28 protein-coding genes are annotated in these 24,712 nt (G+C 68.7%); 24 read left to right on the forward strand and 4 right to left on the reverse strand.

Annotated elements, in window-relative coordinates; translation table 11 throughout:
• The first annotated feature begins 243 nt into the window (after positions 1-243).
• Positions 244-762, forward strand: a complete 519-nt coding sequence (locus tag ADL15_RS39120) for an O-acetyl-ADP-ribose deacetylase (RefSeq protein ID WP_067702615.1) — start codon at positions 244-246, stop codon at positions 760-762.
• 65 nt (positions 763-827) lie between these two features.
• On the opposite strand, the gene ADL15_RS39125 is transcribed toward ADL15_RS39120, so the two are convergent.
• The 3 genes from ADL15_RS39125 to ADL15_RS39135 form a co-directional block, all read right to left on the reverse strand.
• On the reverse strand, positions 828-1,841 hold the full coding sequence (locus ADL15_RS39125) for a LacI family DNA-binding transcriptional regulator (RefSeq protein WP_067702618.1): 1,014 nt from the start codon (positions 1,839-1,841) through the stop codon (positions 828-830).
• Positions 1,842-1,865: 24 nt separating this feature from the next.
• Complete coding sequence (locus ADL15_RS39130; RefSeq protein ID WP_067702621.1) at positions 1,866-3,269, reverse strand: GH1 family beta-glucosidase; 1,404 nt, start codon at positions 3,267-3,269, stop codon at positions 1,866-1,868.
• Positions 3,270-3,489: 220 nt separating this feature from the next.
• On the reverse strand, positions 3,490-4,251 hold the full coding sequence (locus tag ADL15_RS39135) for a maleylpyruvate isomerase family mycothiol-dependent enzyme (RefSeq protein WP_067702625.1): 762 nt from the start codon (positions 4,249-4,251) through the stop codon (positions 3,490-3,492).
• A gap of 68 nt (positions 4,252-4,319) precedes the next feature.
• Between ADL15_RS39135 and ADL15_RS39140 the strand changes: the two genes are divergently transcribed.
• Complete coding sequence (locus tag ADL15_RS39140) at positions 4,320-5,414, forward strand: UDP-N-acetylmuramate dehydrogenase (protein ID WP_083972311.1); 1,095 nt, start codon at positions 4,320-4,322, stop codon at positions 5,412-5,414.
• 17 nt (positions 5,415-5,431) lie between these two features.
• On the opposite strand, the gene ADL15_RS39145 is transcribed toward ADL15_RS39140, so the two are convergent.
• A complete protein-coding gene (locus ADL15_RS39145) occupies positions 5,432-6,142 on the reverse strand; it encodes a CAP domain-containing protein (RefSeq protein ID WP_232344827.1) in 711 nt (236 codons plus the stop codon).
• Between the two features lie 382 nt (positions 6,143-6,524).
• On the opposite strand from ADL15_RS39145, the gene ADL15_RS39150 reads away from it, so the two are divergent.
• The 22 genes from ADL15_RS39150 (at position 6,525) to ADL15_RS39255 (ending at position 24,590) form a co-directional block, all read left to right on the forward strand.
• Complete coding sequence (locus tag ADL15_RS39150; protein ID WP_067702631.1) at positions 6,525-7,223, forward strand: response regulator transcription factor; 699 nt, start codon at positions 6,525-6,527, stop codon at positions 7,221-7,223.
• Positions 7,224-7,308: 85 nt separating this feature from the next.
• A complete protein-coding gene (locus tag ADL15_RS39155) occupies positions 7,309-9,675 on the forward strand; it encodes a chemotaxis protein CheA (RefSeq protein WP_067702634.1) in 2,367 nt (788 codons plus the stop codon).
• Between the two features lies 1 nt (position 9,676).
• Entirely contained in the window at positions 9,677-10,114 is a 438-nt protein-coding gene (locus ADL15_RS39160; protein ID WP_067702637.1) for a chemotaxis protein CheW, read from the forward strand.
• Positions 10,114-10,986, forward strand: coding sequence for a hypothetical protein (locus ADL15_RS39165; RefSeq protein WP_067702639.1), 873 nt, complete (start codon positions 10,114-10,116; stop codon positions 10,984-10,986). Before ADL15_RS39160 ends, ADL15_RS39165 begins: the two co-directional genes overlap by 1 nt.
• Before the next feature lie 13 nt (positions 10,987-10,999).
• Positions 11,000-12,178 carry a protein-glutamate methylesterase/protein-glutamine glutaminase gene (locus tag ADL15_RS39170; RefSeq protein ID WP_067702642.1) on the forward strand — a complete coding sequence of 393 codons (1,179 nt, stop codon included), beginning with the start codon at positions 11,000-11,002 and terminating at the stop codon, positions 12,176-12,178.
• Positions 12,175-13,020 (forward strand): CheR family methyltransferase, encoded by an 846-nt coding sequence (locus ADL15_RS39175; RefSeq protein ID WP_067702645.1) that lies wholly within the window; start codon positions 12,175-12,177, stop codon positions 13,018-13,020. Before ADL15_RS39170 ends, ADL15_RS39175 begins: the two co-directional genes overlap by 4 nt.
• Entirely contained in the window at positions 13,017-13,412 is a 396-nt protein-coding gene (locus ADL15_RS39180; protein WP_083972308.1) for a response regulator, read from the forward strand. The genes ADL15_RS39175 and ADL15_RS39180 overlap by 4 nt, the downstream gene beginning before the upstream one ends.
• Positions 13,409-13,894 (forward strand): chemotaxis protein CheX, encoded by a 486-nt coding sequence (locus ADL15_RS39185; RefSeq protein WP_067702651.1) that lies wholly within the window; start codon positions 13,409-13,411, stop codon positions 13,892-13,894. The genes ADL15_RS39180 and ADL15_RS39185 overlap by 4 nt, the downstream gene beginning before the upstream one ends.
• A complete protein-coding gene (locus tag ADL15_RS39190) occupies positions 13,891-14,253 on the forward strand; it encodes a response regulator (protein ID WP_067702655.1) in 363 nt (120 codons plus the stop codon). The genes ADL15_RS39185 and ADL15_RS39190 overlap by 4 nt, the downstream gene beginning before the upstream one ends.
• 7 nt (positions 14,254-14,260) lie before the next feature.
• Complete coding sequence (locus ADL15_RS39195; RefSeq protein ID WP_067702658.1) at positions 14,261-14,749, forward strand: hypothetical protein; 489 nt, start codon at positions 14,261-14,263, stop codon at positions 14,747-14,749.
• A 147-nt stretch (positions 14,750-14,896) separates the two neighbouring features.
• Positions 14,897-15,343 carry a flagellar hook assembly protein FlgD gene (locus tag ADL15_RS39200; protein WP_067702661.1) on the forward strand — a complete coding sequence of 149 codons (447 nt, stop codon included), beginning with the start codon at positions 14,897-14,899 and terminating at the stop codon, positions 15,341-15,343.
• 46 nt (positions 15,344-15,389) lie between these two features.
• Positions 15,390-16,661: a flagellar hook protein FlgE gene (locus tag ADL15_RS39205; RefSeq protein WP_067702663.1), complete on the forward strand. Its 1,272-nt coding sequence runs from the start codon at positions 15,390-15,392 to the stop codon at positions 16,659-16,661.
• 206 nt (positions 16,662-16,867) lie between these two features.
• A complete protein-coding gene (locus tag ADL15_RS39210; RefSeq protein ID WP_067702666.1) occupies positions 16,868-17,146 on the forward strand; it encodes a flagellar FlbD family protein in 279 nt (92 codons plus the stop codon).
• Between the two features lies 1 nt (position 17,147).
• A complete protein-coding gene (locus ADL15_RS39215) occupies positions 17,148-17,939 on the forward strand; it encodes a motility protein A (protein WP_067702669.1) in 792 nt (263 codons plus the stop codon).
• Between the two features lie 2 nt (positions 17,940-17,941).
• On the forward strand, positions 17,942-19,006 hold the full coding sequence (locus ADL15_RS39220; RefSeq protein ID WP_067702671.1) for a flagellar motor protein MotB: 1,065 nt from the start codon (positions 17,942-17,944) through the stop codon (positions 19,004-19,006).
• Between the two features lie 12 nt (positions 19,007-19,018).
• Positions 19,019-19,471, forward strand: a complete 453-nt coding sequence (locus ADL15_RS39225) for a flagellar basal body-associated FliL family protein (protein WP_067702674.1) — start codon at positions 19,019-19,021, stop codon at positions 19,469-19,471.
• Between the two features lie 137 nt (positions 19,472-19,608).
• Positions 19,609-20,559 carry a flagellar motor switch protein FliM gene (locus ADL15_RS39230; protein ID WP_232344829.1) on the forward strand — a complete coding sequence of 317 codons (951 nt, stop codon included), beginning with the start codon at positions 19,609-19,611 and terminating at the stop codon, positions 20,557-20,559.
• Positions 20,556-21,329, forward strand: coding sequence for a flagellar motor switch protein FliN (gene fliN / locus ADL15_RS39235; RefSeq protein WP_067702677.1), 774 nt, complete (start codon positions 20,556-20,558; stop codon positions 21,327-21,329). The genes ADL15_RS39230 and fliN overlap by 4 nt, the downstream gene beginning before the upstream one ends.
• Before the next feature lie 11 nt (positions 21,330-21,340).
• Positions 21,341-21,799, forward strand: coding sequence for a FliO/MopB family protein (locus ADL15_RS39240; RefSeq protein WP_083972309.1), 459 nt, complete (start codon positions 21,341-21,343; stop codon positions 21,797-21,799).
• A 127-nt stretch (positions 21,800-21,926) separates the two neighbouring features.
• The gene (fliP, locus tag ADL15_RS39245; protein WP_232344830.1) at positions 21,927-22,700 is read left to right on the forward strand and encodes a flagellar type III secretion system pore protein FliP; all 774 of its coding nucleotides are present in this window, start codon (positions 21,927-21,929) and stop codon (positions 22,698-22,700) included.
• Positions 22,697-23,461: a flagellar biosynthetic protein FliR gene (locus ADL15_RS39250; protein ID WP_067702682.1), complete on the forward strand. Its 765-nt coding sequence runs from the start codon at positions 22,697-22,699 to the stop codon at positions 23,459-23,461. The genes fliP and ADL15_RS39250 overlap by 4 nt, the downstream gene beginning before the upstream one ends.
• 37 nt (positions 23,462-23,498) lie before the next feature.
• Positions 23,499-24,590, forward strand: coding sequence for an EscU/YscU/HrcU family type III secretion system export apparatus switch protein (locus ADL15_RS39255; RefSeq protein ID WP_067702793.1), 1,092 nt, complete (start codon positions 23,499-23,501; stop codon positions 24,588-24,590).
• Positions 24,591-24,712 lie beyond the last annotated feature (122 nt).

A 24,712-nucleotide genomic window follows, 5' to 3' on the forward strand; every position in this document is an offset into this window, starting at 1 on the left:
AGCCATGATCGCGCCCTAACTCCCCACGCAGTGCTCGTCGCGCGCTTGCGTGGGGGGTTTGGGTGCGGAGCGCGCCGTAATTTCACACGTAGTGCTCGTCGCGGGCTTGTGTGGGGAGTTTGGGTGCGGAGCGCGCCGTAATTTCACACGTAGTGCTCGTGACGGGTTTGTGTGGGGAGTTTGGGTGTGGAGTGCGCTGTAATTCCCCACGCTGTGGGGTTGGTGGTGGATGGGGGAGCTGTTGTGCGGGTGGAGCTGGTTGATGGGGACATCACTGGGCAGCGGGTGGACGTGGTGGTGAACGCGGCCAACTCGTCGCTGCTCGGTGGGGGTGGGGTGGACGGCGCGATTCATCGCAAGGGCGGGCCGGAGATCCTCGCGGAGACTCGAGCGTTGCGGGCGGCGAAATACGGTCGCGGGCTGCCGGTCGGCCAGGCGGTCTCGACGACGGCGGGGCGGTTGCCGGCGCGCTGGGTGGTGCATACCGTCGGGCCGGTGTTCAGCGCGACCGAGGACCGGTCCGAGCTGCTCCGGGCGTGTTACGCGAACTCGCTGCGGGTGGCCGACGGGCTGGGCGCCGAGACGGTGGCCTTTCCGCTGATCTCGGCGGGGATCTACCGCTGGCCGGTCGAGGACGCGGTCCGGCAGGCGCTGGGAGTGCTGCGCGCGGCCGAGCCGGAGCACCTGCGTACGGCGTACCTCGTCCTGTTCGGCGCCGAAACCGCAGCGGTCGCCCGCGCGGTAGCCGACGCCCAGCCGTAGCGGAAAACCCGCGCGGTGGCGGACGCCCGGCCGTAGCGGGAAGCCCTCGGCGGGGTCGGGCGGGGTCAGGCGGAGTCGCGGACGATCAGTTCGGTGGGTAGGACTATCGACTCCGGTACGTCGGGTTCGCCGCTGATCAGGCGGAGCATCTGGCGGGCCAGGGTGCGGCCCATCTCGCCGATCGGCTGGCGGACCGTGGTCAGCGGCGGGTCGCTGTACCGGCTGATCTCGAAGTCGTCGAAGCCGATCACCGCGACGTCGGCGGGCACCCGCCGTCCGGCCTCGCGCAGCGCCAGCAGCGCGCCGTGCGCCATCAGGTCGGAGGCGACGAAGACCGCGTCCAGCGCCGGGTCCTGGGCGAGCAGTGTGCGCATCCCGGTGATCCCGGACTCCCGGGTGAAGTCGCCGGCCACCACCAGCTCCGGCAGGCCGGCCGAGCGGAGCGTGTCGGTGTATCCGGCGAGGCGTTCCACCCCGGCGACCATGTCCTGCGGGCCGGCGATCGTGGCGATCCGCTGGCGACCGGTTCCGATCAGGTGGCGGACCGCGGCGGCGACTCCGCCGGCGTGGTCGACGTCGACGTACGGAACCGGGGGTTCGGCGTTCATCGGGCGGCCGCTGCAGATCACCGGGATGCCGCGCCGGGCCAGCGCGCCGGGCAGCGGGTCCGCGCCGTGGATCGAGGCGAACATGACGCCGTCGACGTGGCCGGCCACCGCGTAGCGCTCGACGCGGTGGTGGCCGGCCTCGGAGCCGGTCATCATCAGCACGAGCTGCTTGTCGGCCGCTTCCAGCTCCATCCCGACGCCGCGGATGATGGCCGGGAAGAACAGATCGTCGGAGAAGACCCGGTTGGCCGTTTCCGGCAGGATCAGCGCGATCGAGTCGGTGCGCTGGGTGACCAGGCTGCGGGCGGCCTGATTCGGTACGTACCCGAGCTCCTCGACCGCGTGGTTGACCGCCTCCCGGATGGTGGCCGCCACCGTGGTCGAGCCGTTGACGACGCGGGAGACGGTCGCGCGGGACACCCCGGCGCGCCGGGCCACCGCCTCCAGGGTCGGGCGCTCCCGCGTCGTCACAAAACGCTCCTCAATAAAGGCGGGCTACTCGAGCCCGTTACGCCGGATCACCTCGCGGTACCACTTGGCGCTGTCCTTGAGCACGCGCTGCTGCGTCGTGTAGTCGACGTGCACGATACCGAAGCGCTTCTTGTAGCCCTCGGCCCATTCGAAGTTGTCCATCAGCGACCAGAGGAAGTATCCACGCAGGTCCACTCCGGCGGCCAGGGCGTCGTGGCAGGCGCGCAGGTGGCCGTCGACGTAGTCGATCCGGCGCTGGTCGGGAACGTTGCCGTCGGCCGCCGGGCCCTCGGGGAACGCCGCGCCGTTCTCGGTGATCATCATTGGGGTGCCCGGGTAGTCCCGGTGCAGGCGGGTGAGCAGCCGGGTCAGGCTGGCCGGCTCGATCGGCCAGTTCATGTCGGTGACCGGGCCGACCGGCGGCCGGAACGCGATGCCCTCGCTGCCCGGGTAGTCCAGCGCGCCGGGGGCGCCGGGCTTCGCCGAGACGTACGCCGGGTTGTAGAAGTTGATCCCCAGCACGTCGATCGGCTGGTTGATGATCTTCAGGTCGCCGTCCTGGACGAACGCCAGGTCGGTGAGCCGGGCGACGTGCTCGAGGACGTCCGCCGGGTATTCGCCGCGCAGCAGCGGGTCCAGGAAGATCCGGTTGGCCAGGCCGTCGATCAGGCGGGCAGCGTCCCGGTCGGCGGCGTTCTCCGGGTCGACCGGGTAGACCTCGCACGGGTTCAGCGTGATGCTGACCCGCTGGGCGCCGGCCGCGCGGAGCGCCTGCGTCGCCAGGCCGTGACCGAGGTTCAGGTGGTGCACGGCGGCCAGGGACGCCGCCGGGTCCTTGACGCCGGGGGCGTGGATGCCGGACGCGTACCCGAGGTAGGCCGAGCACCACGGCTCGTTCAGCGTGGTCCAGGTGGCCACCCGGTCACCGAGCCGGCGGTACACGATCTCGGCGTACTCGGCGAAGGCCTCGGCGGTCGCCCGGTTGGTCCAGCCGCCGTGGTCCTCGAGGGTCTGCGGCAGGTCCCAGTGGTACAGCGTCACGGTCGGGTCGATGCCCTTGGCGAGCAGCTCGTCGGTGAGCCGGTCGTAGAAGTCGAGCCCCTTGGTGTTGACCGGGCCGGTGCCGTCCGGGCGGATCCGGGGCCAGGCGACCGAGAACCGGTACGAGGCCAGCCCCAGGTCGGCCATCAGCGCCACGTCGTCGACGTACCGGTGGTAGTGGTCGCAGGCGATGTCGCCGGTGTGGCCGGCGTACACCTTTCCGGGCGTACGGCTGAAGGTGTCCCAGATGGACGGGCCGCGACCGTCCTCCCGCGCCGCACCCTCGATCTGGTACGAGGCCGTGGCCGCGCCCCAGACGAAGCCGTCGGGGAAGGTGATCCCCGCACGCGCCGGCTGCGCCGACGTGGACGTGACGGTTGCCGTCATGTCTTCACCGCTTCCTTGATCCGCTGAACTTAACCGGTTCACTATACCTATTTGCTGAGCTTCGCTCAGCGGCGATTTGCCCTGAAAGTCGACGAGTTAGAGCCGATTTCCGGTGCCCGCAAACCCGGCGGGTACCAGAAATCGGCTCTAACTCGTCGACGGCAAATCGCGAACCTCCACGGGGTGGGGGCGCGTCCAGCGGTGAGGAAGTGGAGCCCGGTCAGCCGGTGCGGAGGGCTTGGAACAGGCGGGGGTCGCCGGTTTGGGCCGGAGGGGTGAGGGGTGTGCGGCCCATCAGGGTGAGCTGGAGGTCGCTGGCGGTGCCGGTGGCCTTGGCTCGGGCGTGGTGGTCGTCGGTGTCGAGGATGGTGCCGGTGTCCAGCAGGGCGATGCCGGTGCCGCGCAGCCGGACGAACCACTCGGTCTCGGCGTCCGTGCCGACCAGGTGGACCACGCCGTGCAGGTCGGTGGGGCCCAGCCGCTTGCCGGCCGGCAGCCAGGTGTCCAGGATCTCGGCGACCCCGTCGGTGGCGAGCTTGGTCTCGATCGGGGTGGGTCGCCCGGCGGCCGCCTCGGCGTCCCAGCGGTGCACCGACAGTTCGTGCGCGAGCCGGCGGTCCCAGAAGGCCGCCTTCTTCGGCTGGGGCGCCCAGTTCCACGCCGGATAGTCCGGGTCGAGCGCCTCGAGCGTCTCGATCGTGCCGGTGACCTCGCGGCGCAGCTGGTCGAGTGCCTCGTCCCAGCCCGGCCGGGGGTCCGCGTCCGGCGCCACCGTGGGCCGGTCGGTCACCCCGCGGGTGACCGTGGCGCGGACCCAGCGCAGCAGGCCGGTGACGTGGTGGGCCAGGTCGCCGGTGGTCCAGTCGGGGACGTCCGGCACGGGAGCGTCGGGACCGGTCTCGGCCACGGCGTCCCGCAGGGCCGGGCCGTCGGCGCGCAGCGCCGCCAGCCAGAAGTCCTTCGTCCCGTGCAACCTGTTCATCGCAGTCGTCTCCCGCTCGGCCGGACCGCCGGTGAATCACTCTGCCCTATGAGCTTAGGGTGAACGTCGTGCCCGACGCATACGCCGATCATCTGACTGACGATAACTACGAGGCTGACGCTGTTCCGGCTGCGGACCGAATGCTGGCGGTATATACGACGCTACGCCTAGGTGGCCCGGCCGGCACGGTGACCACCGCTGTCGAGACGGACGAAGCGGTCGCGGTGGTGCGTAAGGCCACGGCCGAGGGACGCCCGTTCCTGATCCTGGCCGGTGGCAGCAACGTGGTGATCGGTGACGCGGGCTTCGACGGCGAGGTGCTGGTGCTGCGCAACCGCGGCGTCGAGGTGGTGGCGGAGGGCAACGGCGAGGTCGTGGTCCGGGTCGCCGCCGGCGAGCCGTGGGACGACTTCGTCGGGTACGCGGTGGCGAACGGCTGGTCCGGCGTCGAGTGCCTGTCCGGCATCCCCGGTTCGGCCGGCGCCACCCCGATCCAGAACGTCGGCGCGTACGGCCAGGAGGTCGAGCAGACCATCGTGGCGGTGCACGCCTACGACCGGGTCGCCGACGAGCAGCTGGTGCTGACCCCGGCCGAGTGCGGTTTTGGCTACCGCTCGAGCGTGTTCAAGCACAGCGACCGTCACCTGGTCACCGCGGTCGACTTCCGGCTGGCGACCGACGGGCTCTCCGCCCCGATCCGGTACGCCGAGCTGGCCCGGCAGCTGGGCGCCGAGGCCGGCGACCGGGTGCCGGTGGCGCAGGCCCGGCAGACGGTCCTGCAGCTGCGCGCCGGTAAGGGCATGGTGCTCGACCCGGCCGACCGGGACACCTGGTCGGTGGGCTCGTTCTTCACCAACCCGGTGGTGCCGGCCGCGTTCTTCGCGGAGCTGACCACGACCCGTGGCGGCATGCCGCACTGGCCGGGCGAGAACGGCACCGTGAAGATCCCGGCGGCCTGGCTGATCGAGAACGCCGGGTTCCCGAAGGGCTTCGCCGGCGCCGGGGTCTCGATCTCCACCAAGCACACCCTGGCGCTGACCAACCGCGGTTCGGGCGACACGGCCGCGCTGCTGGACCTGGCCCGGACCATCCGGGACGGGGTACGCGACCGCTTCGGCGTCGAACTGCACCCCGAACCGGTGCTGGTCGGCGTCGAGTTCTAGACGCGGGACGAACCGGTTCAGCGCCAGCCGAACACCTGGGTGTAGTAGGGCGTGCCGTCCGACGCGTACACGATGGCCGCGCCGATCTTCTTGGCCCCGCAGTTCAGGATGTTGGCGCGGTGCCCCGGGCTTTCCATCCACGCCTTCATCACCTCGGGCGCGGTCGGGTAGCCCCAGGCGATGTTCTCGCCGGCCGGGGTGCGGTACCCGGCCCGCTGCGCCCGCATGGAGAAGGTGGAGCCGTCCCGCCACACGTGGCTGAACAGCCGGGTCCGGGCCATGTAGTAGCTCTGTGCCACCGACGCCAGGATCAGCTCGTGGTCCAGGCCGACCCGGGGGCAGCCGGCCGCCCGGCGTTCCCGGTTGGTCAGCCGGACGACCTGGTGCATCAGGCTGCGGGCGCGGGCCTTCTCCGGGTCCGGGGTGGCCGCGCCGGCCGGTGCGGCCTCGACGTTCGGCGTGATCGGCGCGGCCGGGGTGCGCGGTGTCGTCGCCGGGCCGGGTGACGTCGTGGCCGGCTCCGGAACCGTGTCGGTGACGACCGGCGTGGGCTGGCCCGGCGGCCGGTCCGGTACCACCGGTCCCTGGGCGTTCACCGCGTGCGGCAGCGCGAACAGAGCGGCGGGCAGGGCGAGCAGCGCGGGCGCGGCCGCTAGCGCGGAGGCGCGGCGTACCACCTTGTCGAGCACGGGTTCCTCCCGGATCCGTGGCGGACGCGATTCGTCCACCAGGGATATCGGACCCTTTACTTCGTCCCGTGTCACATCTTTCGCGGAACGGCGGAAATGCCGTACAAGAAATGAAAAGCTGAGGGGATCGGCGGCCCGCAGGCGGGCAGCGGAGCGTGATTAGCGCCTGACATCCGTCTTGGCCGGATCCTTCGGCGACCGGCCGGTGTACAGGGTCTTTGCCCGCTAAACTGTGACTGTCCGTAAATAGGCGATGACATCACGCTATGGTGTTTTTGCGCCTTTGAATTTCTCCCGTCCGCGGTCGCGCGGACGGTGCCAAGCGAGACACCGAACTTCCCACCGCCGCCTGCGGCGCGAGGGAGATCGGCCGTGCCCGAAAACGGGTGCGAGCACGGGTTGGGGGCAGGGTGAACACACGATGAGTCGCCTACTCGTGGTCGAAGACGACCCGGACATCGCACTCGCCCTGCGGCTGTTGTTCAGCCGCGCCGGGTACGAGGTGGCCCACGCCGCGGACGGGCGTTCCGGCCTCAAGGAGGCGTACGCCGAGCACCCCGATCTGGTGGTGCTCGACGTGGGTCTGCCGGAGATGGACGGCTGGCAGGTACTGGAACGTCTCCGCGACGTCTCGGACGTGCCGGTGCTGGTGCTGACCGCGCACGGGCAGGAAGCGGAGAAGGTCCGCGGCCTGCGTGGTGGCGCGGATGACTATCTGACCAAGCCGTTCGCCAACAACGAGCTGCTGGCCCGGGTGGAGGCGCTGCTGCGCCGCTCGTCCACCGGGCAGAACAGCTGGGCCAGCCAGATCTACGACGACGGCCTGGTGCACCTGGATCCGACCAAGCGCCGGGTCTACGTCAAGGGGGACGAGAAGCGGCTCACGCCGACCGAGTTCCGCCTGCTGAACGCGCTGGTGCGGCACGCCGGCGCGGTGCTCTCGCCGAATCAGCTGCTCACACAGGCGTGGGACGACCCGACCGGCATCGGCCAGGAGCGGGTCAAGTTCGCGGTGCTGCGATTGCGGCGCAAGCTCGGCTGGTCCGATCCCGAGGAATCACCGATCGAATCGGTGCGCGGGTTCGGCTATCGCTACCGCCGCCCGGGCGGGGAAGCCTGAGAAGTCGGGCGTACCGGGTGAGTCTTCTCAGTTGGTGCCCGTCAGGGTCGATGAGGGCTGTGAAGCCGAGCAGGAGGTAGGTGTCGTGGAAGACCTTGGCGAGATCGTCGGCGAATTCCTGATGGAATCGCACGAGAACCTGGACCAGATCGACCGGGACCTCGTGAGCCTGGAGCAGGAACCGAACTCGCGTGATCTGATCTCCCGCATCTTCCGGGCGATCCACACGATCAAGGGCACCAGCGGGTTCCTGGCGTTCTCCCGGTTGGAGAAGCTGGCGCACGCGGGTGAGTCCCTGCTGTCCCGATTGCGGGACGGCGTCCAGCCGGTCACCCCGGAGACCATTACCGTTCTGCTCGTCACCATCGACGGTGTCCGCTCGCTGCTCGCCTCGATCGAGGAGAACGGCACCGAGTCCGAGGTCGACATCGACAGCATCATCGTCAAGGTCAACGCGCAGATGAACGCGCCGGCCGAGGTGAAGGCGGAGGCTCCGGCCGCCGCCGCGCCCGTCGCCGAGGCCGCTCCGGCCGCGGACGGCGAAGCGCCGGTGCCGCTCGACGAGACGCCGGCCCGCCCGGTGCCCGAGCCGGTCGCCGAACAGCGGCAACCGCTGGGCCAGATCCTGGTCGAGGCGGGCGCCGCCCAGCCGGGCGACGTGTCCACCGCGCTGCAGCAGCAGATCGAGGGCGACGAGCGCAAGCTCGGCACCATCCTGCTGGACGAGGGCAAGACCCAGCCGGCCGCGGTGAACGAGGCCCTGCAGTCGCAGGCGGCGCCGAAGCGGAGCATCGCGGACAGCGCGATCCGGGTCGACGTCGACCTCCTGGACACCCTGCTGAACATGGTCGGCGAGCTGGTGCTCGCCCGTAACCAGCTGGTTCGCGGGGTCATGGAGATCGGCGACTCCGGCCTGGTGCGCAGCGCCCAGCGACTCGGCATGATCACCAGCGAGTTGCAGGCCGGCATCATGAAGACCCGGATGCAGCCCATCGAACACATCTGGTCGAAGCTGCCCCGCGTCGTCCGGGACCTGAGCAACTCGCTCGGCAAACAGGTCCAGCTGGTGATGCAGGGCAAGGACACCGAGCTCGACCGGAGCCTGCTCGAGGCGGTCAAGGACCCGCTGACCCACCTGGTGCGCAACGCGGTCGACCACGGCATCGAGGAACCCGAGCGCCGGATCGCCGCCGGCAAGGGAGCCGAGGGCACGCTGACGCTCCGCGCGTACCACGAGGGCGGGCACGTCGCGGTCGAGGTCGCCGACGACGGCGCCGGCCTGGACGTCGACCGGATCGCGGCTAAGGCAGTGGAGAAGGGCTTGCTCCGTCCGGACCAGGTCGCGAACATGGACCGGCGCGACATCATGGCGATGGTCTTCCAACCCGGCTTCTCCACCGCCGCCAAGGTCACCAACGTCTCCGGCCGCGGTGTCGGCATGGACGTGGTCAAGACCAACATCGAGAACATCGGTGGTGCGGTCAGCGTCGACTCGACGCCCGGCGGGGGTACGGTCTGGCGGCTCACCATCCCGCTGACCCTGGCCATCATCCAGGCGCTCACCGTCGACTGCGGTGAGCACCGGTACGTGGTCCCGCAGGTCGCGGTGCTCGAGCTGGTCTTCATCGACGGACAGTCCACCAAGATCGAGTACGCCTCGGGCGCCCCGGTCTACCGCCTGCGCGGCAAACTGCTGCCGCTGATCCGGCTGGACCGCGCGCTCGGCCTGGAGGTCGGTGGCGACCAGGGCGTCTACATCATGGTGCTGCAGGCCGACGGCCGCCGGTTCGGCATGGTCGTGGACCGGGTGCTGAACACTGAAGAAGTCGTGGTCAAGGCCCTGAACACCCGGTTCAAGGACATCGGCCTGTACGCCGGCGCGACGATCCTCGGCGACGGCAAGGTCGGCCTGATCCTGGACGTGTCGTCGCTGGCCCGCCGCTCCCACCTGGCCGTCGACTCGGAACGCGAGAACGTCGTCGCCAACTCGAAGGCCTCCGGCGAGGGCAAGATGCAGCGCCTGCTGGTCACCGCGGTCGGCGAACGCCGGGTGGCGATCCCGCTGGACACGGTCACCCGGCTCGAGGAGTTCCCCAAGGACCGGATCGAACACGCCGGCTCCCGCGAAGTCGTGCAGTACCGAGGGCAGATCCTGCCGCTGGTGCGGTTGTCGCACCTGCTCGGCGCGTACGGCGAGGAGCCCGAGGGCGACACCGTGTCGGTGGTCGTCTACAGCGAGGGCGGACGGAGCGTGGCGCTGGTGGTCGACCGGATCGTGGACATCGCCGAGAACTCGACGGCGGCACGCCGGGACGCCGAGGAGGACGGGCTGGTCGGTACCGCGGTGATCCAGCAACGGGTCACCGAGTTGCTCGACGTACGCCGGGCCATCCTCGCCGCCGATCCGAACTTCTACAGCGACGCGTCCGACGACATGCTGGTGGAGGCCTGAGATGGCGAGTCGCCAGTTCGCCACCTTCGAGGTGGACGGCCAGCTCTTCGGCGTCGAGGTGCACACCGTGCAGGAGGTGCTCTCGTACAACGAGTACACCGCGGTGCCGCTCGCGCCGAAGGCCGTCGGTGGCCTGTTCAACCTGCGGGGCCAGGTGATCGCGGCGGTCGACCTGCGGGTCCAGCTCGGGCTCCCCCGGCAGACGCTGCAGGGACCGGTGATGAACGTGATCCTGCGCGGCGACGGCGAGCCGGTGAGCCTGCTGGTCGACAAGATCGGTGAGGTGGTCGACCTGGACGACGAGACGTTCGAGCCACCACCGGACACCCTCAGCGGCCCGACCCGGGAGCTGGTGGTCGGCACGTTCAAACTGGACGGACGGTTGATGCTCGCCCTCGACGTCAACCAGGCGGTCGACACGTACCGCGCCACCAACTGATGTACAGCCTGGTCAGCGCCCCGGTCCTGGGCTTCGACCTGACCCGCCTGCCGGGCGGGTCGGCGGCGGCCGACGTCATGCTGCGCGCGCTGCGCCTGCAGGTCGCCGACCTGCCGGTGCTCGCCGCGCGGCTGCCGGACGAGGACACCCGGGGCCCGCTCTGGGTCGAGGTGGAGAGCGCCGCGCGCCGGATGCCGAGCCTCAAGGGGATGTCGAAGGACGACCCGGCCGGTAACCTCGCCCTGGTCGAGCGCGCGCCGATCGGTTCGGTCGACTCGTTGCTCACCTGCCTGCGTTACGACGTGATGTCGTGGACCTGGGAGGGCACCGGCCGGGCCGCCCGGCAGACCGAGGAGGCGTCCGGCGCGACCGCGCTGCTCTGCGACGCCGCGGTCGCCTGTTACCTGCGCGAGGTCCTGGACGACGACACCCGCCGCCGCCTCGGCGCCGGCTGGGTGTCCGCGGTGCGCAAGCTGCCGACCGGCGCCCCGATCGACCTCGGCCCGCACCACTACACGGTCTCCGCCCTGCTCGACCGGCTGCAAACGCTGCGGCCGGAGGACCGGCAACGGGTGTCGACGGCCGCCGACGACGCCCGGCGCAACACCGCGGGCTGGTCGCCCGCCGTGCACTCGGCGTCCTGGGCGGCGTATCTCTCGGATCGGGTCCGTACCGCCGCCGCGGCGCAGATGCTGCTGGTGCAGGCGGTGGACACGGCCGGCATTCCGCTGGCCGACCGGGCCGGTGGGGTCTGGAACATGCTCAGCGGCGCCGTTCAGGCGCTGGTGGTTCGCGATCTGCTGGACACCGCAACGGCGCACCGGCTGCTCGCGCCGGTGGTTGCGGCACTCGGTCCGGCCTGGCTCGGTTGAAGGGAGTGGTCGAATGATCTCGGTTCTCGTCGTCGACGATTCCGTGGTGGTCCGGCGGCTGATCGTCGACGCTCTCGGGGATGCTCCGGGCATCCAGGTGGTCGGCACCGCGGCGAACGGCCTGCTGGCCCAAGCCAAGATCGATCAGCTCAAGCCCGACGTGGTCACCATGGATATCGAGATGCCGCAGATGGACGGCATTGAAGCCGTTCGTGAGCTGCGGAAACGGCACGCGGCACTGCCGGTGATCATGTTCAGCACGCTGTCCGCGGCGGGTGCCAGCGCCACCCTGGAGGCACTTGCCGCCGGCGCGACCGACTACGTCACCAAGCCCAGCAACGTGGGCTCGGTCAAGGAGTCCATCCAGGCGGTGCGGGACCAGCTCGTACCGAAGATCCAAGCGCTCGGCGGACGCCGCCGGACGCCGCCGCCGTCCGCGCCACCGCGTGGTCCGGCGCCGGCCGCCGGGCTGCGTCCCGGTGCCGCGGCGCCGGGACGGCCCGGCCCGCCACCGCCGCCCGGCGCGGCCCGCCCACCCGCCTCCGGACCGGTGCCGGCTCGGCCCGCTGCCGCCCGCCGCGGCGGGCCGCAGGGCCGGATCGACATCCTGGCGATCGGCTCCTCCACCGGCGGCCCGGACGCGCTCACCAAGGTGCTGCTCGGTCTGCCCGCGGACCTGGCGGTGCCCGTGGTGATCACCCAGCACATGCCGCCGGTCTTCACCAAGATGTTCGCCGAGCGGCTGGACCGCAGCACCCCGCTGAAGGTGGTGGAGGCCGGTGACGGCATGGAGCTCACCGCCGGCACGGTCTACATCGCGCCCGGCGACCGGCACCTGGTCTTCAACCGCCGGGGCACGGCGACGCTGACCCAGCTCAGCAACGCACCACAGGAGAACTCCTGCCGACCGGCCGTGGACGTGATGTTCCGGTCGGTGGCGGCGCTGTACGGCGGCACTGCCTTCGCTGCCGTCCTCACCGGCATGGGACAAGACGGACGGGGTGGTGCGAAAGTGCTACGAGACGCGGGCTGCGAGATCTTGGCGCAGGACGAGGCGAGTTCGGTGGTCTGGGGCATGCCCGGCGCCGTGGTCGGTGCGGGCCTCGCGGACGAGGTGCTGCCGCTGGACCGGATAGCGGGCGCGCTGCTCAACCGGGTTCGCGTGGGACGGTCCGCGGCGGTGGCGCGATGACCCTCTCGCAATCGGACTTCTCGTTCGTCTCCAATCTGGTCCGCAAGGAAGCCTCGATCGTGCTGGCCCCGGGCAAGGAGTACCTGGTCGAGGCGCGACTGATCCCGGTCGCCCGCGCGGTCGGCGCGGCGAACGTCAACGAGTTCCTGGCCGACCTGCAGCGCCGGCCCAACCCGCAGTTCCAGCGCAAGATCATCGACGCGCTGACCACCAACGAGACGTCCTGGTTCCGGGACCGGGAGCCGTTCTCCGCGCTCACCGACGTGGTGCTCCCCGAGCTGGTGAAGTCCCGGGCGGCCACCCGCAAGCTGCGCTTCTGGTCGGCGGCGAGCTCCAGCGGTCAGGAGGCGTACAGCCTGGCGATCACCATGCAGGAGAACCTGCCGGCCGGCTGGAACTACGAGATCCAGGGCACCGACATCTCGCACACCATGGTCGAGCGCGCCTCGAAGGGCGAGTACAGCCAGGTCGAGGTGAACCGCGGCTTGGCCGCCACTCAGCTGGTGCAGTACTTCGAGCGGGCCGGCGCGCACTGGCGGATCATCCAGCCGCTGCGCCGGAACGTGTCGTTCAAGCACATGAGCCTGACCGCGCCGTTCCCGCCGATGCAACCGTTCGACGTGATCTTCCTGCGCAACGTCCTCATCTACTTCGACGTGGCCACCAAGCGCCAGGTGCTGCAGCAGGCCGCGAAGCTGCTGCGCCCGGACGGCTGGCTGTTCCTCGGGGCGGCCGAGACGACGATCGGGATCGACGACAACTATGAGCGGGTGGCCGCTGGCCGCACATCCGCGTACCGAATCCGTAACGCGGTGCCTGCGGGCGCCGGGAGAAGGGGATGACGCCGATGCGCGCCATGGTGATCGACGATTCGCGCGCGATGCGCATGATCCTCAAGCGCATCGTCACGAAGCTGAGCTTCGAGGCGGTTGAGGCGGGTGACGGCAAGGAGGCTCTCGATCTCCTCGCCGACATGACCGAGGTGCCGGAACTGGCCCTCATCGACTGGAACATGCCCAACATGAACGGGCTCGAGTTCGTCGTGAAGGTCCGGGCCGACCCGCGGCTGCGGGAGATGACCCTGGTGATGGTCACCACCGAGAGCGAACAGAGTCAGATCGTCCGCGCACTCGCCGCGGGCGCCCACGAGTACGTGATCAAGCCCTTCACCGAGGGCGCCATGATCGAGAAGCTGGCCCTGCTGGGCCTCGTGCCGACCGGAGCAAACTCATGAGTGTCGAAGTCGAGGTGGACGAGAACGACCTCGCGGAGATGGTGGAACAGGTCTGGGAGTCATATCTGGATCCGGAGGGCGTGAGCCCGCTGATCCCGACGTACGACGAGAACCAGCCCTCCGAGGTGCACTCCTCGGTCTCCATCACCGGGTCGTGGAGCGGCCACATCGTGTACGCGTCGTCCCGGGCCGCCGCCCAGCGCGCCGCGGCCGCCTTCCTGGCGATGGAGCAGGAGGAGGTCAGCGAGGAGGACATCTCCGACACGCTCGGCGAACTGGCGAACATCGTCGGCGGCAACGTCAAGGCGATGCTCCCGGCGGGAGCGCACCTGTCCCTCCCGCAAGTTTCCCTCGCGCCGGAGGCTTCGGCGCGCTTTCCGAACACCAAACGAATCACCGGCGTCTATGGGCTCTGGGAGGGCGAGCCGGTGTCCATTTCGATGTGGCAGAGCAGCACCGACACGAAGGAGGAGGGTGCATGAAGATCCTGATTGCTGATGACAGCCGGGTGATGCGGCAGATCGTCGTTCGTACCCTGCGGCAGGCCGGTTTCGGCGACCACGCCCTGATCGAGGCTGCTGACGGGCAGGAGGCGTTCGACAAGACCACGGCGGAGCAGCCGGATCTGGTGATCTCCGACTGGAATATGCCGCATCTGACCGGTATCGAGGTGTTGCGACAACTCCGCGCCGCCGGCAACAGCGTCAAATTCGGTTTTGTCACCTCGGAGTGCACGCCCGAGATGAAGACCGCCGCCGAAGCCTCGGGTTCGGCCTTCTTCATCGTCAAGCCTTTCACCGCTGAGCGATTCGACGAAGTTTTCGCTCCTATTTTGGGATGATTACGACATGTCAGACGTCTCGGTTCTTCCCGGCTCACTAGCCGTACGCAACCTGTTCGAGGACCTCCTCGGCCGTGAGGTGACCGTCAGTCCCGGTGACCCGCTCAGCGCGGAAGAGGTCCGGACCGCCACGGTGGCCATCTTCACCGACGCCGGCCAGAAGATCTACGCGTCGATGGGCCTGCAACTGAGTCTGGCGGCCAACGCCGGCGCCGCGCTCGGTCTGCTGCCGCCCGGTGCCGCCGAGGACAGCATCGACGAGAAGCAGCTCTTCCCGAACCTGGCGGAGAACGTCTTCGAGCTGTGCAACATCTTCACCAGCCTCCTCAACAAGGAGGGGGCGCCGCACGTCAAGCTCTACCAGGTGATCTACCCGGGCATGGAGCTGCCGAGCGACGCCCGGGCGGTGCTGCTCGCCCTGGGTCGCCGGCTTGACCTGATGGTCGAGGTGAGCCGGTACGGCAAGGGCAAGCTCAGCATCTCGCTGGCACCCTGAGGACGTCGCGCGACCGCGAACGTACGCGGAAAATTGAAGATCCGAAATTGCGGGCCCGCCGATCCGGCGGGCCCGCAAATTTGTCCCTAAGAAAATCTCATGCCGGGCCGAAGCTTAGGTTGAGCCACCAAGGGACAGGAGATGTCAATGACCTCGCCGACCTCTGGAATGGGCGCCACCGGTGCCTCTTCGGAAGCCGCACAGGCGGCAGCCGCGAAAGCCGCCGCAGCCGCGAAGGCCGCCGCCAAGGACAACGACCTCGGCGACAAGGACACCTTCATGAAGCTGCTGGTGGCTCAGCTCAAGTACCAGGACCCGTCGAATCCCGCGGATTCCACCCAGTTCCTGGCGCAGACCGCGCAGTTCACGCAGGTCGAGAAGCTGGAAGACATGCTCAGCATGATGAAGGGCCAGCGGATGGTCAGCGCCAGCCAACTGGTCGGCAAGACCGTCAAGTACATGGACCAGCTCGGTGCTTATCAGACCGGTGTGGTCGCCGCGGCAAAGCTCAACGGAGACAGCGAACCGATGCTCAAGGTCGGGAACACGGATGTAGAGCTGTCCAAGGTCACGGAGATTCAGCAGACCGCTTGATTCGCATTCCTCGTCCTACTTCTCTTTCGCGAAGGAAGAACCCTTTATGCTGCGTTCTCTTTACTCCGGTATCAGTGGCCTGCACGCGCACCAGCAGATGATGGATGTCACCGGCAACAACATCGCGAACGTCAACACGGTGGGCTACAAGTCGACCTCGGTCCAGTTCCAGGACACGCTCAGCCAGATGGTCGGCGCGGCCGGCGCGCCCCAGAACGGTCAGGCCGGCTCGAACCCGGCGCAGGTCGGCCTCGGTGTCCGGGTCGCCGGCATCACCTCGAACTTCGCACAGGGCTCCGCGGAGACCACCGGCAAGTCCGGCGACATGATGATCCAGGGTGACGGCTTCTTCATCACTCGCAGCGGCAACGAGATGCTCTACACCCGGGCCGGCTCGTTCGGCTTCGACGCCAACGGTGTGCTGGCCAGTGCCAATGGCGAGCCGGTGCAGGGCTGGACGGCCACTAACGGCATAGTCAACTCGGCAGTCCAGCCGGGTGACATCCGCATGCCCCTCGGGGCCACCATCCCGCCGAAGGCGACCACCACGGTCACCCTCAAGGGCAACTTGAGCAGCGACAAAATCCCGGATGTCAACAATCCGGACAATGGCGGCGACACCTACGCGACCACCATCCCGGTCAAGGTGTTCGACGCGCAGGGCGGCACGCACACGGTCACCGCGAAGATGGAGCGACAGGCCGGGTACGACAACACGTCCGACCCGACCACGTCGAGCTGGAAGGTCACGCTCTTCGACGAGAACGGCGACCCGGTCAGCGGTGACGCGACGATCAACTTCTCCGGCGGCAAGCCGAGCGACGGGGCCGGCGGCGTGCAGAAGACGCTGAGCATCGGCAGCGCACCCAACGCGTACACGGTCGACATCTCCGATGTCACGTCGTATTCCGGACTCTCTGACGCTCGGGTGTTCGACACCGACGGGCAGACGTCGGGTGCGCTCACCTCACTTTCCTACAGCGTGTCTGACACCGGTCAGATCATCGGCGTCTACAGCAACGGCTTGAAGGAAGTGTTGGGTCAGGTCGCCATGGCCACCTTCAAGAACGTCAACGGTCTGGAGAAGGCCGGCGACTCGACGTATCGGGATACCGTCAACTCCGGGTACGCCCAGGTGGGTCAGCCCGGCAGCGCCGGCATGGGCGCGGTGATGAGCGGTGCCCTGGAGATGTCGAACGTCGACCTGGCGCAGGAGTTCACCAACCTGGTCATCGCCCAGCGCGGCTTCCAGGCGAACTCCAAAATCATCACGACCTCCGACGAGATCCTCCAGGAGCTCGTCAGCATGAAGCGTTAGCAGCAGCGGCAGGTTGTCCGGCGGCGGCCGGGGCGGGGCACTCATGCCTGCCCCGGCCGCCGCTGTGTGGGCCCCGGATCGTCGCAGCTCGCACCCGGATAGCGACCGGTTGGATCTCATCGGCAACCGGGATCGCGCCGAAGTAGTAGGCGTAGGGCCACGGAGGGCCTTCCACCAGCCAAGGACGAACCAAGGACGGGACAGTCTTGATCCTCGTAACTCGTATCAATGGTGCCGTGTTCGCACTGAACCCGGACCTGGTCGAGCGTGTGGACTGCACGCCGGACACGGTCGTCACCCTGGTGGACGGCACCAAGTACGTCATCTCTGAGTCGGTGCCCGAATTCATCGACTCGGTGCGTCATTACCGCGCCTCGCTCATCGCCCAGGCGAGCCGTATGGAGCCAGTTTCCACGGCTGCCCACTCCTCGTCGGACGACGACCTCGACGCCAAGGTGCTCCCGCTGCACCGGAAGGAACGCTGACATGGACATCTCCACGATCGTCGGAGTGCTCGCCGGATTGGTGATCGTCTTCACCGTCCAGATCCTGGAGGGCGGTTCGCCGGCCTCCATCCTCCTGATCCCGTCCATGATCCTGGTCTTCGGCGGCGCGTTCGCCGCCGCCATGGCCGGCGGTGTCCTGAAGGACGCGACCGGGTTCGTCAACCAGCTCAAGAAGGCCTTCACCGCCAAGGTGACGCCGCCGACCCAGCTGCTCGACAACGTCGTGAAGCTGGCCGAGCGGGCCCGCCGCGAGGGCCTGCTGGCCCTCGAGGACGCGGTCAAGACGGTTGAGCACCCCTTCCTCAAGCGGGGGCTGCAGCTCGCCATCGACGGCACCGACCCGGATGAGCTGCATGACATCCTGCACGCCGAGGTCGCCGCGAAGAAGAAGGCCGACAAGGCCGGCACCAAGTTCTTCGAGAACATGGGCGGCTACGCCCCGACGATCGGCATCATCGGCACGGTCATGGGCCTGGTCCACGTGCTGGAGAACCTCGACAAGCCGGAGACGCTCGGTCACTCGATCTCCGCGGCGTTCGTCGCCACCCTGTGGGGCGTGCTCAGCGCCAACATCATCTGGCTGCCGATGGCGGCCCGCCTGACCCGGCTCAGCGGGGTCGAGGCGGAGGAGATGGAGCTGGTCATCGACGGTGTCCTGGCCATCCAGGCCGGCTCGAACCCGCGTCTGGTCGCCCAGAAGCTGCGCAGCCTGCTCCCCCCGGACGAGATGAAGAAGGCTGAGGCCATGGCCTCCTCCAAGAAGGCGGCCTGAGCATGAGTTCTGGTGGTGGCAAGCGCAAGAAAGCCCATGAGGAGCACGAAGAGCACGTCAACCACGAGCGCTGGCTCGTGTCGTACGCCGACATGCTCACCCTGTTGTTCGTCCTCTTCGTCGTCCTGTTCTCCATGAGTGACATCAACACCAAGAAGTTCGCCCAGCTGGCGCAGGGTCTGTCAGCCGGCTTCGGCTCCAAGAGCGCGGCGTTCAGCGGCAACTACGCCCCGCTGGACGGTGCCTCGAACAACGCGCAGATCGTGCAGATCGACCCGGGTTCCAACCCGGGTGACGGGTCCTCCGGCACCGAGGGCCTGAGCAAGAAGCAGCAGGAAGCGGTCGACCGGGCGGTCAAGGCCGAGGATCGTGCCAAGGCTTCGGCCAACGCCGAGAAGGCAGCGAAGGAGGCGGAGGACATGAAGGCGATCGAGAACAAGATCTCCGACGCTCTGGCCGCCGCGAAGCTGCTCGGCAACGTGAAGTTCACCATCGACCAGCGTGGCCTGATCATCACCGTGGTGACCAACGAGGTCGTCTTCGCCGGCGACCGGGCGGACCTGCGCCCCACCGGCGAGAAGATCCTCAACGCGATCGCCCCGACGCTGGCCAAGCTGCCGAACAACATCGAGGTGGACGGCAACACCAACCAGCTCAAGGCGCGGACCAAGTACTACCCGAGCGGCTGGGAGCTCTCCGCGGCTCGTGCCTCCACCACGGTCCGGTACTTCACCGGGCACGGCATCCCGAAGAAGCGGCTCAGCGCTGTCGGTTTCTCCGACACCAAGCCGCTGATCGACCCGAAGGACCCGCGGTCGATCACGATGAACCGCCGGGTGGACGTGGTCGTGCTGACCATGCTGTCGGCCGACCAGGCGGCGCTGCTGCCCTCGGCGGCCGGCACCGACACCAAGCTGCACGCCGGCCAGACCTCGGCCGAGGCCAAGGCCGCCGCCGAGGCCGCGGCGAAGACGGTCGAGGCCGGCAACTCCTCAGGCTCCAGCACCACCGGTACGGACAGCACGCCCAGCAATTACTCCACGATCATCTCTGACAACAAGAACTGAGGGGGACTTCTCATGGCTGACGAAAAGGACACTGCTGCGGTGGAAGCGCCGAAGAAGTCCAGCAAGAAGATGATGATCGTGATCGCGGCGGTGCTGGTGGTGCTGGGCGGCGGTGGCGCCGGAGCGTTCTTCATGCTCCGCGGCGACTCGGCCGAGGCGGCGCCGAAGAAGGGCGTCGTCACCGCGGCCGACAACACGATCACGGTGAACCTGGCCGACGGCCACTACCTGAAGCTCGGCTTCGCCCTGCAGCAGACCGAGGCGGCCGCCGAGGCGGTCGACCTGAGCGAGGCCTACGAGCTGGCGATCGACGAGTACACCGGTGTGAAGGTCGCCGAGCTCTCCACCGAGGAAGGCCGCGCGAAGCTCAAGGCGGACCTGCTGGCCAAGCTGATCAAGGCCTACACGGTGGACGGGACCAAGGAGGTCATGGACATCTACTACACCTCCTTCGTGACGCAGTAACCGAACGTCGTAGTCAGCGGTAACACGTAATAGCGGGTGAGGGCGGGTCTCTTCGGGGAGACCCGCCCTTTCGTGTATTAAGGGGCAAAACCGCCCCCAGCACTCAGCGGTTCGCGAAGTCCGCCGATCAGGACGACGTGACCACCACCGCACGCACCCCGGGCAAGATGTCGCGCCGTGGCCAGGGCGGGGGGCCGACGGCGTACGACTTCCGTCGCCCGATCAAGCTCTCCCGTGAACACGTCCGGACCCTGCAGATCGCGTTCGAGACGTACGCGCGCAGCTGCGGCACCCTGCTGACCACCCGCCTCCGCGCGGTCAGCAACGTCTCGCTCATCTCCATCGAGCAACTGAACTACGACGAGTACGTGGCGTCGCTGGCCAACCCCACGATCATCGGGGTGGTCACCCTCGACCCGCTGCCCGGCACGGTCCTGCTGGAGATCGCCCAGTCCGCGGTGATGACCGCGATCGACCACATGCTCGGCGGCCCCGGCGGCTCCCAGCCGGAGCGCCCGCTGACCGAGGTGGAGATGCCGCTGCTCCGCGGCCTGATCGAGCGGATGCTCGGCGAGATGCGCTACGGCTTCGAGAGCCTGGTGGACATCTCGCCGAAGCTCAAGGAGATCGAGTACAACGCGCAGTTCCTCCGCGCGCACGCGCCCGGCGACGCGGTCGTGGTGGCGTCGTTCGAGACCAAGATCGGTGCGGAGGAGTGCATCTCCACGATCTGCCTGCCGTTCAACACGATCCTCCCGGTGCTCTCCCGCACCGAGACGATCGTGCTCAGCGCGTCCGAGCGACAGGCCAAGGACAAGGCGCTGCGGAGCCTGACCGCCGGACTTTCCGCCGCTCCGATCGACGTAGCAGTGCGATTCCAGCCCATTCGGATGCGTACCGATGACATCGTGGATCTACGTCCGGGTGACGTCGTGCCGCTGGGGCATCAGACCAGCCGGCCGCTCGAGGTCACCGTGAACGACATCGTCTTCGCGCATGCCGTACCCGGCAATCAGGGTGCTCGGCTCGCCTGTCTCGTCGTGCCGTCCCCCCATGAGAACTCGTCCAAGGAGTCTGGCCGCTCATGACCGCCCCTGCCATCACCGCTCCGCAACTGTCACTGGCCCGGAACGCCGCCGAGGCCGCGCTGGCGGTACTGCCCACCAGTCGTGCCCTGTTCGCCGGCGACCCGGTGACTCCCGGCGAGACAGTGATCGAGGGCCAGGCGGTCACCGCGCGCTTCAGCGGCGCGGCCTCCGGCGAGGTCGTCGTGGTGGTCGGCCAGGATCTCGCGGACGCGCTCAAGGAGAGCCCGCTCGGCGAGCTGGACCTGACCGCGGCCGTCCGGCCGGCCCTCGAGGCCGCCTCCCGGGTGTTCGGACCGGTGATCCTCGACCCGGGGCAGGTGATGGACCCGCAGGTGGCGCTCAGCGCGCTGGCCACCAAGGAGGGCGCGGTCGCCATCCCGCTGCGCGACGACGAGGACGTCCGCGCGGTGATCGCCATGGCGCTCAGCCCGTGGCCGACCGACGATCCGATGGCAGCCATGACGGCCGCCGCCGCCACCGGCGGCGGGGTGGCTCAGCGGACCTCGTCGGCGCTCGGCTCCCGGGGCGCCGGGCTGGACATGCTGCACGACGTGGAGATGGAGGTCTCGGCCGAGCTGGGCCGGACCCGGATGAGCGTGCGCGAGCTGCTCTCGCTGATCCCGGGCGCCATCGTCGAGCTGGACCGGGCCGCCGGCAGCCCGGCCGACCTGCTGGTGAACGGCCGCCTGATCGCCCGCGGCGAGGTGGTCGTGGTGGACGAGAACTTCGGTATCCGGATCACCGAGATCGTCTCGCCCGGCGCCGAGTAGGAGTCCCCACCTTGATCCGGCTTCTCCTCCAGGTCGGCTTCTCCCTGCTCATCGTGCTGTTCATGATGTGGGGACTGGCCCGGGCGCTACGGCGTCCGTTCGGTGGCCGCGGGCACGGCCCGCTGACCGTGCTCAACCGGCAGCAGTTGAGCCGGGGCGCCGCGGTGGCGGTGGTGAAGGTGTCCGACCGGGCGCTGGTCCTCGGCGTCACCGACCAGCAGATCAGCTATCTGGGCGAGGCCGAGCTGGACATGTTCGAGCCGGAGCCGGTCGAACACCGCGACCATCTGCTCATCGAGCCGTCCGAGCTGATCGAACCGGACATGATCCTGCCGGGCCGGCACCCCGCGGCGCAGACCGGGCCGAGCATCCACGAGGAGCATCACGGCCCGCTCGACGGCTCGATCCTCTCGCCCCGGACCTGGCGGTCCACCTTGGAATTCCTGCGCGAGCGAACGACGAGGCGATGAGATGCGACGCGCGATCCTGATACTTCTCGCGGGCGTGGGGCTGGCTCTCGCGTTACCCACGCCGGTGTCCGCCGCACCCGGTCAGCCCGGGGCGGAGGTCGCGGCGGGGGCTGCGGATCGCGCGCTCATGGACGTACCCCAGCAAGCGCCGCAGGCGCCCGCCCACCCGGCGGCGGAACGACCACCGGAACTGCCGCGGGTGCCGCAGGCACCGAAGACCTCGCCGCCGAGCATCAACCTCAACATCAACGGTACGAACCCGGACGGCAGCCGCCCGGCCTCCAGCCTGGTGATCGTTCTCGGTCTGACCATGCTCTCGGTGGCGCCGGCGCTGCTGCTGCTCTGCACGTGTTTCACCAAGGTCTTCATGGTTCTCGGGATCACCCGCAACGCGATGGGCCTGACCACCCTGCCGCCCAACCAGGTGATCGCCGGGTTGGCGCTGTTCTTGAGCCTGTTCATCATGGGCCCGACCGTCTCCGCGATGAACGACGTGGGCGTGCAGCCCTATCTGAAGGGCGACAAGACGCAGGCCCAGGCGTTCAACGACGGCATCAAGCCGTTGCGTGAGTTCATGTGGAAGACCACCCGCGAGGACGAGCTGGCCCTGCTGATCAAGGTGTCCGACCAGGCCAAACCGGCGAACCGGGACGCCGTGCCGCTGACCACGCTGGTGCCCGCGTTCGTGCTCTCCGAGCTGCGGGCCGCGTTCATCATCGGCTTCGTCATCTTCATCCCGTTCCTGATCATCGACATGGTGGTCTCCGCGTCGCTGATGTCGCTGGGCATGATGATGCTGCCACCGGTGACCATCGCGCTGCCGTTCAAGCTGCTGCTGTTCGTGCTGGTCAACGGGTGGGGGCTGATCATCACGGCACTGGTCGGCTCGTACCGGTTATGAACTTCGACGTCCCGATCGCCGAGCTGATGGCGCTCCTGCTGGGCGCGTGCCGGACCGGCGCGTGGATGGCGGTCTGCCCGCCGTTCAACTCGCGGCTGATCCCCGGGCCGGTGAAGGCGCTGCTCTCGGTGGGGCTGACCCTGCCGATGACGCCGTACCTGCGGGACACCGTCCCGTCGATGGAGACCCCCGCACTGATCTTCAGCGTGATCATGCAGGTTTTCGTCGGTGTCGGGCTGGGTTTCGTCACGGCGCTGCTGTTCGCCGCCCTGCAGGCCGCCGGTGACCTGCTCGACCTGTTCGGCGGGTTCACCCTGGCGATGGCGTACGACCCGCTGGGGATGAGCCAGAACGCGGTCTTCGGCCGGTTCTACAACCTGATCGCGATCACCCTGCTGTTCGCCAGCGACGGGCATCAGCTGATCCTGCGCGGCTTCCTGCAGAGCTTCAAGACGCTGCCGCTGGACACCACGTTCTCCGTCGAGACGTTCACCAAGCTGCTGGTCAGCGGGATCGGCGAGATGTTCCTGTCGGCGCTGCAGATCGCCGGGCCGCTGATCTGCGTGCTGTTCCTCGCCGACGTGTCGCTCGGCCTGCTGAACCGGGTGGCGCCCGCGCTGAACGCGTTCCAGCTCGGCTTCCCGATCAAGATCTTCCTGGTGGTCACCCTCTCCGGGCTGGCCATCGGGATGCTCCCCGGCGCGCTGCACACCCTCGTCGAACGGGCGGTCAGCGCGGTGGTCCAGCTCAGCGGCGGCTGACTGCCGCCGGGCCGCCCGTTGATGGGAGGAGGTGGAGATGTCCGGCGAGAAAACCGAACAACCGACTCAACAGAAGCTCAAGAAGGCCAAACAAGAGGGCCAGATCGGGCGTACGCCGGACCTCGGCGCCTGGTTCGGGATGCTGGCCGCCAGCGTGATGCTGCCGCGCACCCTGCGCAAGGCGATGGAGCACGCCGAGGACCTGGTCGGCAAGATCCCGGACATCATCGTCCATCCGGATCCGGCCAAGTGCCTGGGCATCCTCAAGGACGGCCTGTTCAGTGCGGGTTGGGCGGTGCTGCCACTGGCGATGACCATGATGGCGGTCGGTGTCGCCGCGGCCGGCGCGCAGGGCGGCATCCGGGTCGCCACCAAGCTGTTCGTCCCCAAGTTCAACCGGCTCAACCCGTTCACCGGCCTGAAGCGGATAGTCGGCGGGCAGGCGGTCTGGGAGCTCACCAAGTCGCTGTTCAAGACCCTGGTGCTGGCCGGCGTGCTGTACATGACGATGAAGGACATCGTCCCGAAGCTGCTGACCGCCGGTCGGCTGCCGCTCGCCGCGCTGCTGGGCATCGTCTCCGACGCCGCGCTGGCGCTGATCCGGGCCGCGGCGCTGGCCGGTATCGCGATGGCCGGTGCGGACTACTTCGTGGTGCGCCGGCGTACCCAGAAGCAACTGCGGATGAGCAAGGAGGAAGTCAAGCAGGAGAACAAGAACGCCGAGGGTGACCCGCTGATCAAGGCGCAGATCCGGGCCCGGCAGATGGCCATGTCGCGCAACCGCCAGATGGCCGACGTGCCGACCGCGGACGTGGTGGTGGTCAACCCGGTGCACGTGGCGGTCGCGCTGCGCTACGAGCCGGAGAAGGGCGCTCCGAAGGTGGTCGCGATGGGCAAGGGCCCGGTGGCCGCCAAGATCCGGCAGCTGGCCAACGACAACCGGGTGCCGATGGTGCAGGACGTGGCACTGGCCCGGGCCCTCAACGCGAGCTGCGAGGTGGGCCAGGAGATCCCGGCCGAGTTCTTCGGCGCGGTGGCCAGGGTGCTGGCGTTCGTGATGAGCCTGAAGGCACGGGGGTCGGCGGCTGGTGTGCACCGCAATCCGAACCCCACCCCAGCAATGACGTAACCGGAATTCGGGAGATTTCCTCACATCGGGGGCGGTTACCGGGGAGGATCGGGGCGTGGCGGTGCCACAAGGGTCTCAGTGATGGCGACGGAACGCCGAACAGAACGACGCCAGGACGGCGA

Source organism: Actinoplanes awajinensis subsp. mycoplanecinus (genome assembly GCF_001509495.1).
GTDB classification, from domain to species: Bacteria; Actinomycetota; Actinomycetes; order Mycobacteriales; family Micromonosporaceae; genus Actinoplanes; species Actinoplanes palleronii.

Excerpts from the sequence above, each read along its gene's own strand:
- ADL15_RS39130 (WP_067702621.1), bottom strand. The coding sequence starts at position 3,269 with ATGACGGCAACCGTCACGTCCACGTCGGCGCAGCCGGCGCGTGCGGGG.
- ADL15_RS39135 (WP_067702625.1), bottom strand. The coding sequence starts at position 4,251 with ATGAACAGGTTGCACGGGACGAAGGACTTCTGGCTGGCGGCGCTGCGC.
- ADL15_RS39150 (WP_067702631.1), top strand. The coding sequence starts at position 6,525 with ATGAGTCGCCTACTCGTGGTCGAAGACGACCCGGACATCGCACTCGCC.
- ADL15_RS39160 (WP_067702637.1), top strand. The coding sequence starts at position 9,677 with ATGGCGAGTCGCCAGTTCGCCACCTTCGAGGTGGACGGCCAGCTCTTC.
- ADL15_RS39165 (WP_067702639.1), top strand. The coding sequence starts at position 10,114 with ATGTACAGCCTGGTCAGCGCCCCGGTCCTGGGCTTCGACCTGACCCGC.
- ADL15_RS39170 (WP_067702642.1), top strand. The coding sequence starts at position 11,000 with ATGATCTCGGTTCTCGTCGTCGACGATTCCGTGGTGGTCCGGCGGCTG.
- ADL15_RS39175 (WP_067702645.1), top strand. The coding sequence starts at position 12,175 with ATGACCCTCTCGCAATCGGACTTCTCGTTCGTCTCCAATCTGGTCCGC.
- ADL15_RS39180 (WP_083972308.1), top strand. The coding sequence starts at position 13,017 with ATGACGCCGATGCGCGCCATGGTGATCGACGATTCGCGCGCGATGCGC.
- ADL15_RS39185 (WP_067702651.1), top strand. The coding sequence starts at position 13,409 with ATGAGTGTCGAAGTCGAGGTGGACGAGAACGACCTCGCGGAGATGGTG.
- ADL15_RS39190 (WP_067702655.1), top strand. The coding sequence starts at position 13,891 with ATGAAGATCCTGATTGCTGATGACAGCCGGGTGATGCGGCAGATCGTC.
- ADL15_RS39195 (WP_067702658.1), top strand. The coding sequence starts at position 14,261 with ATGTCAGACGTCTCGGTTCTTCCCGGCTCACTAGCCGTACGCAACCTG.
- ADL15_RS39200 (WP_067702661.1), top strand. The coding sequence starts at position 14,897 with ATGACCTCGCCGACCTCTGGAATGGGCGCCACCGGTGCCTCTTCGGAA.
- ADL15_RS39205 (WP_067702663.1), top strand. The coding sequence starts at position 15,390 with ATGCTGCGTTCTCTTTACTCCGGTATCAGTGGCCTGCACGCGCACCAG.
- ADL15_RS39215 (WP_067702669.1), top strand. The coding sequence starts at position 17,148 with ATGGACATCTCCACGATCGTCGGAGTGCTCGCCGGATTGGTGATCGTC.
- ADL15_RS39220 (WP_067702671.1), top strand. The coding sequence starts at position 17,942 with ATGAGTTCTGGTGGTGGCAAGCGCAAGAAAGCCCATGAGGAGCACGAA.
- ADL15_RS39225 (WP_067702674.1), top strand. The coding sequence starts at position 19,019 with ATGGCTGACGAAAAGGACACTGCTGCGGTGGAAGCGCCGAAGAAGTCC.
- fliN (WP_067702677.1), top strand. The coding sequence starts at position 20,556 with ATGACCGCCCCTGCCATCACCGCTCCGCAACTGTCACTGGCCCGGAAC.
- fliP (WP_232344830.1), top strand. The coding sequence starts at position 21,927 with ATGGACGTACCCCAGCAAGCGCCGCAGGCGCCCGCCCACCCGGCGGCG.
- ADL15_RS39250 (WP_067702682.1), top strand. The coding sequence starts at position 22,697 with ATGAACTTCGACGTCCCGATCGCCGAGCTGATGGCGCTCCTGCTGGGC.
- ADL15_RS39255 (WP_067702793.1), top strand. The coding sequence starts at position 23,499 with ATGTCCGGCGAGAAAACCGAACAACCGACTCAACAGAAGCTCAAGAAG.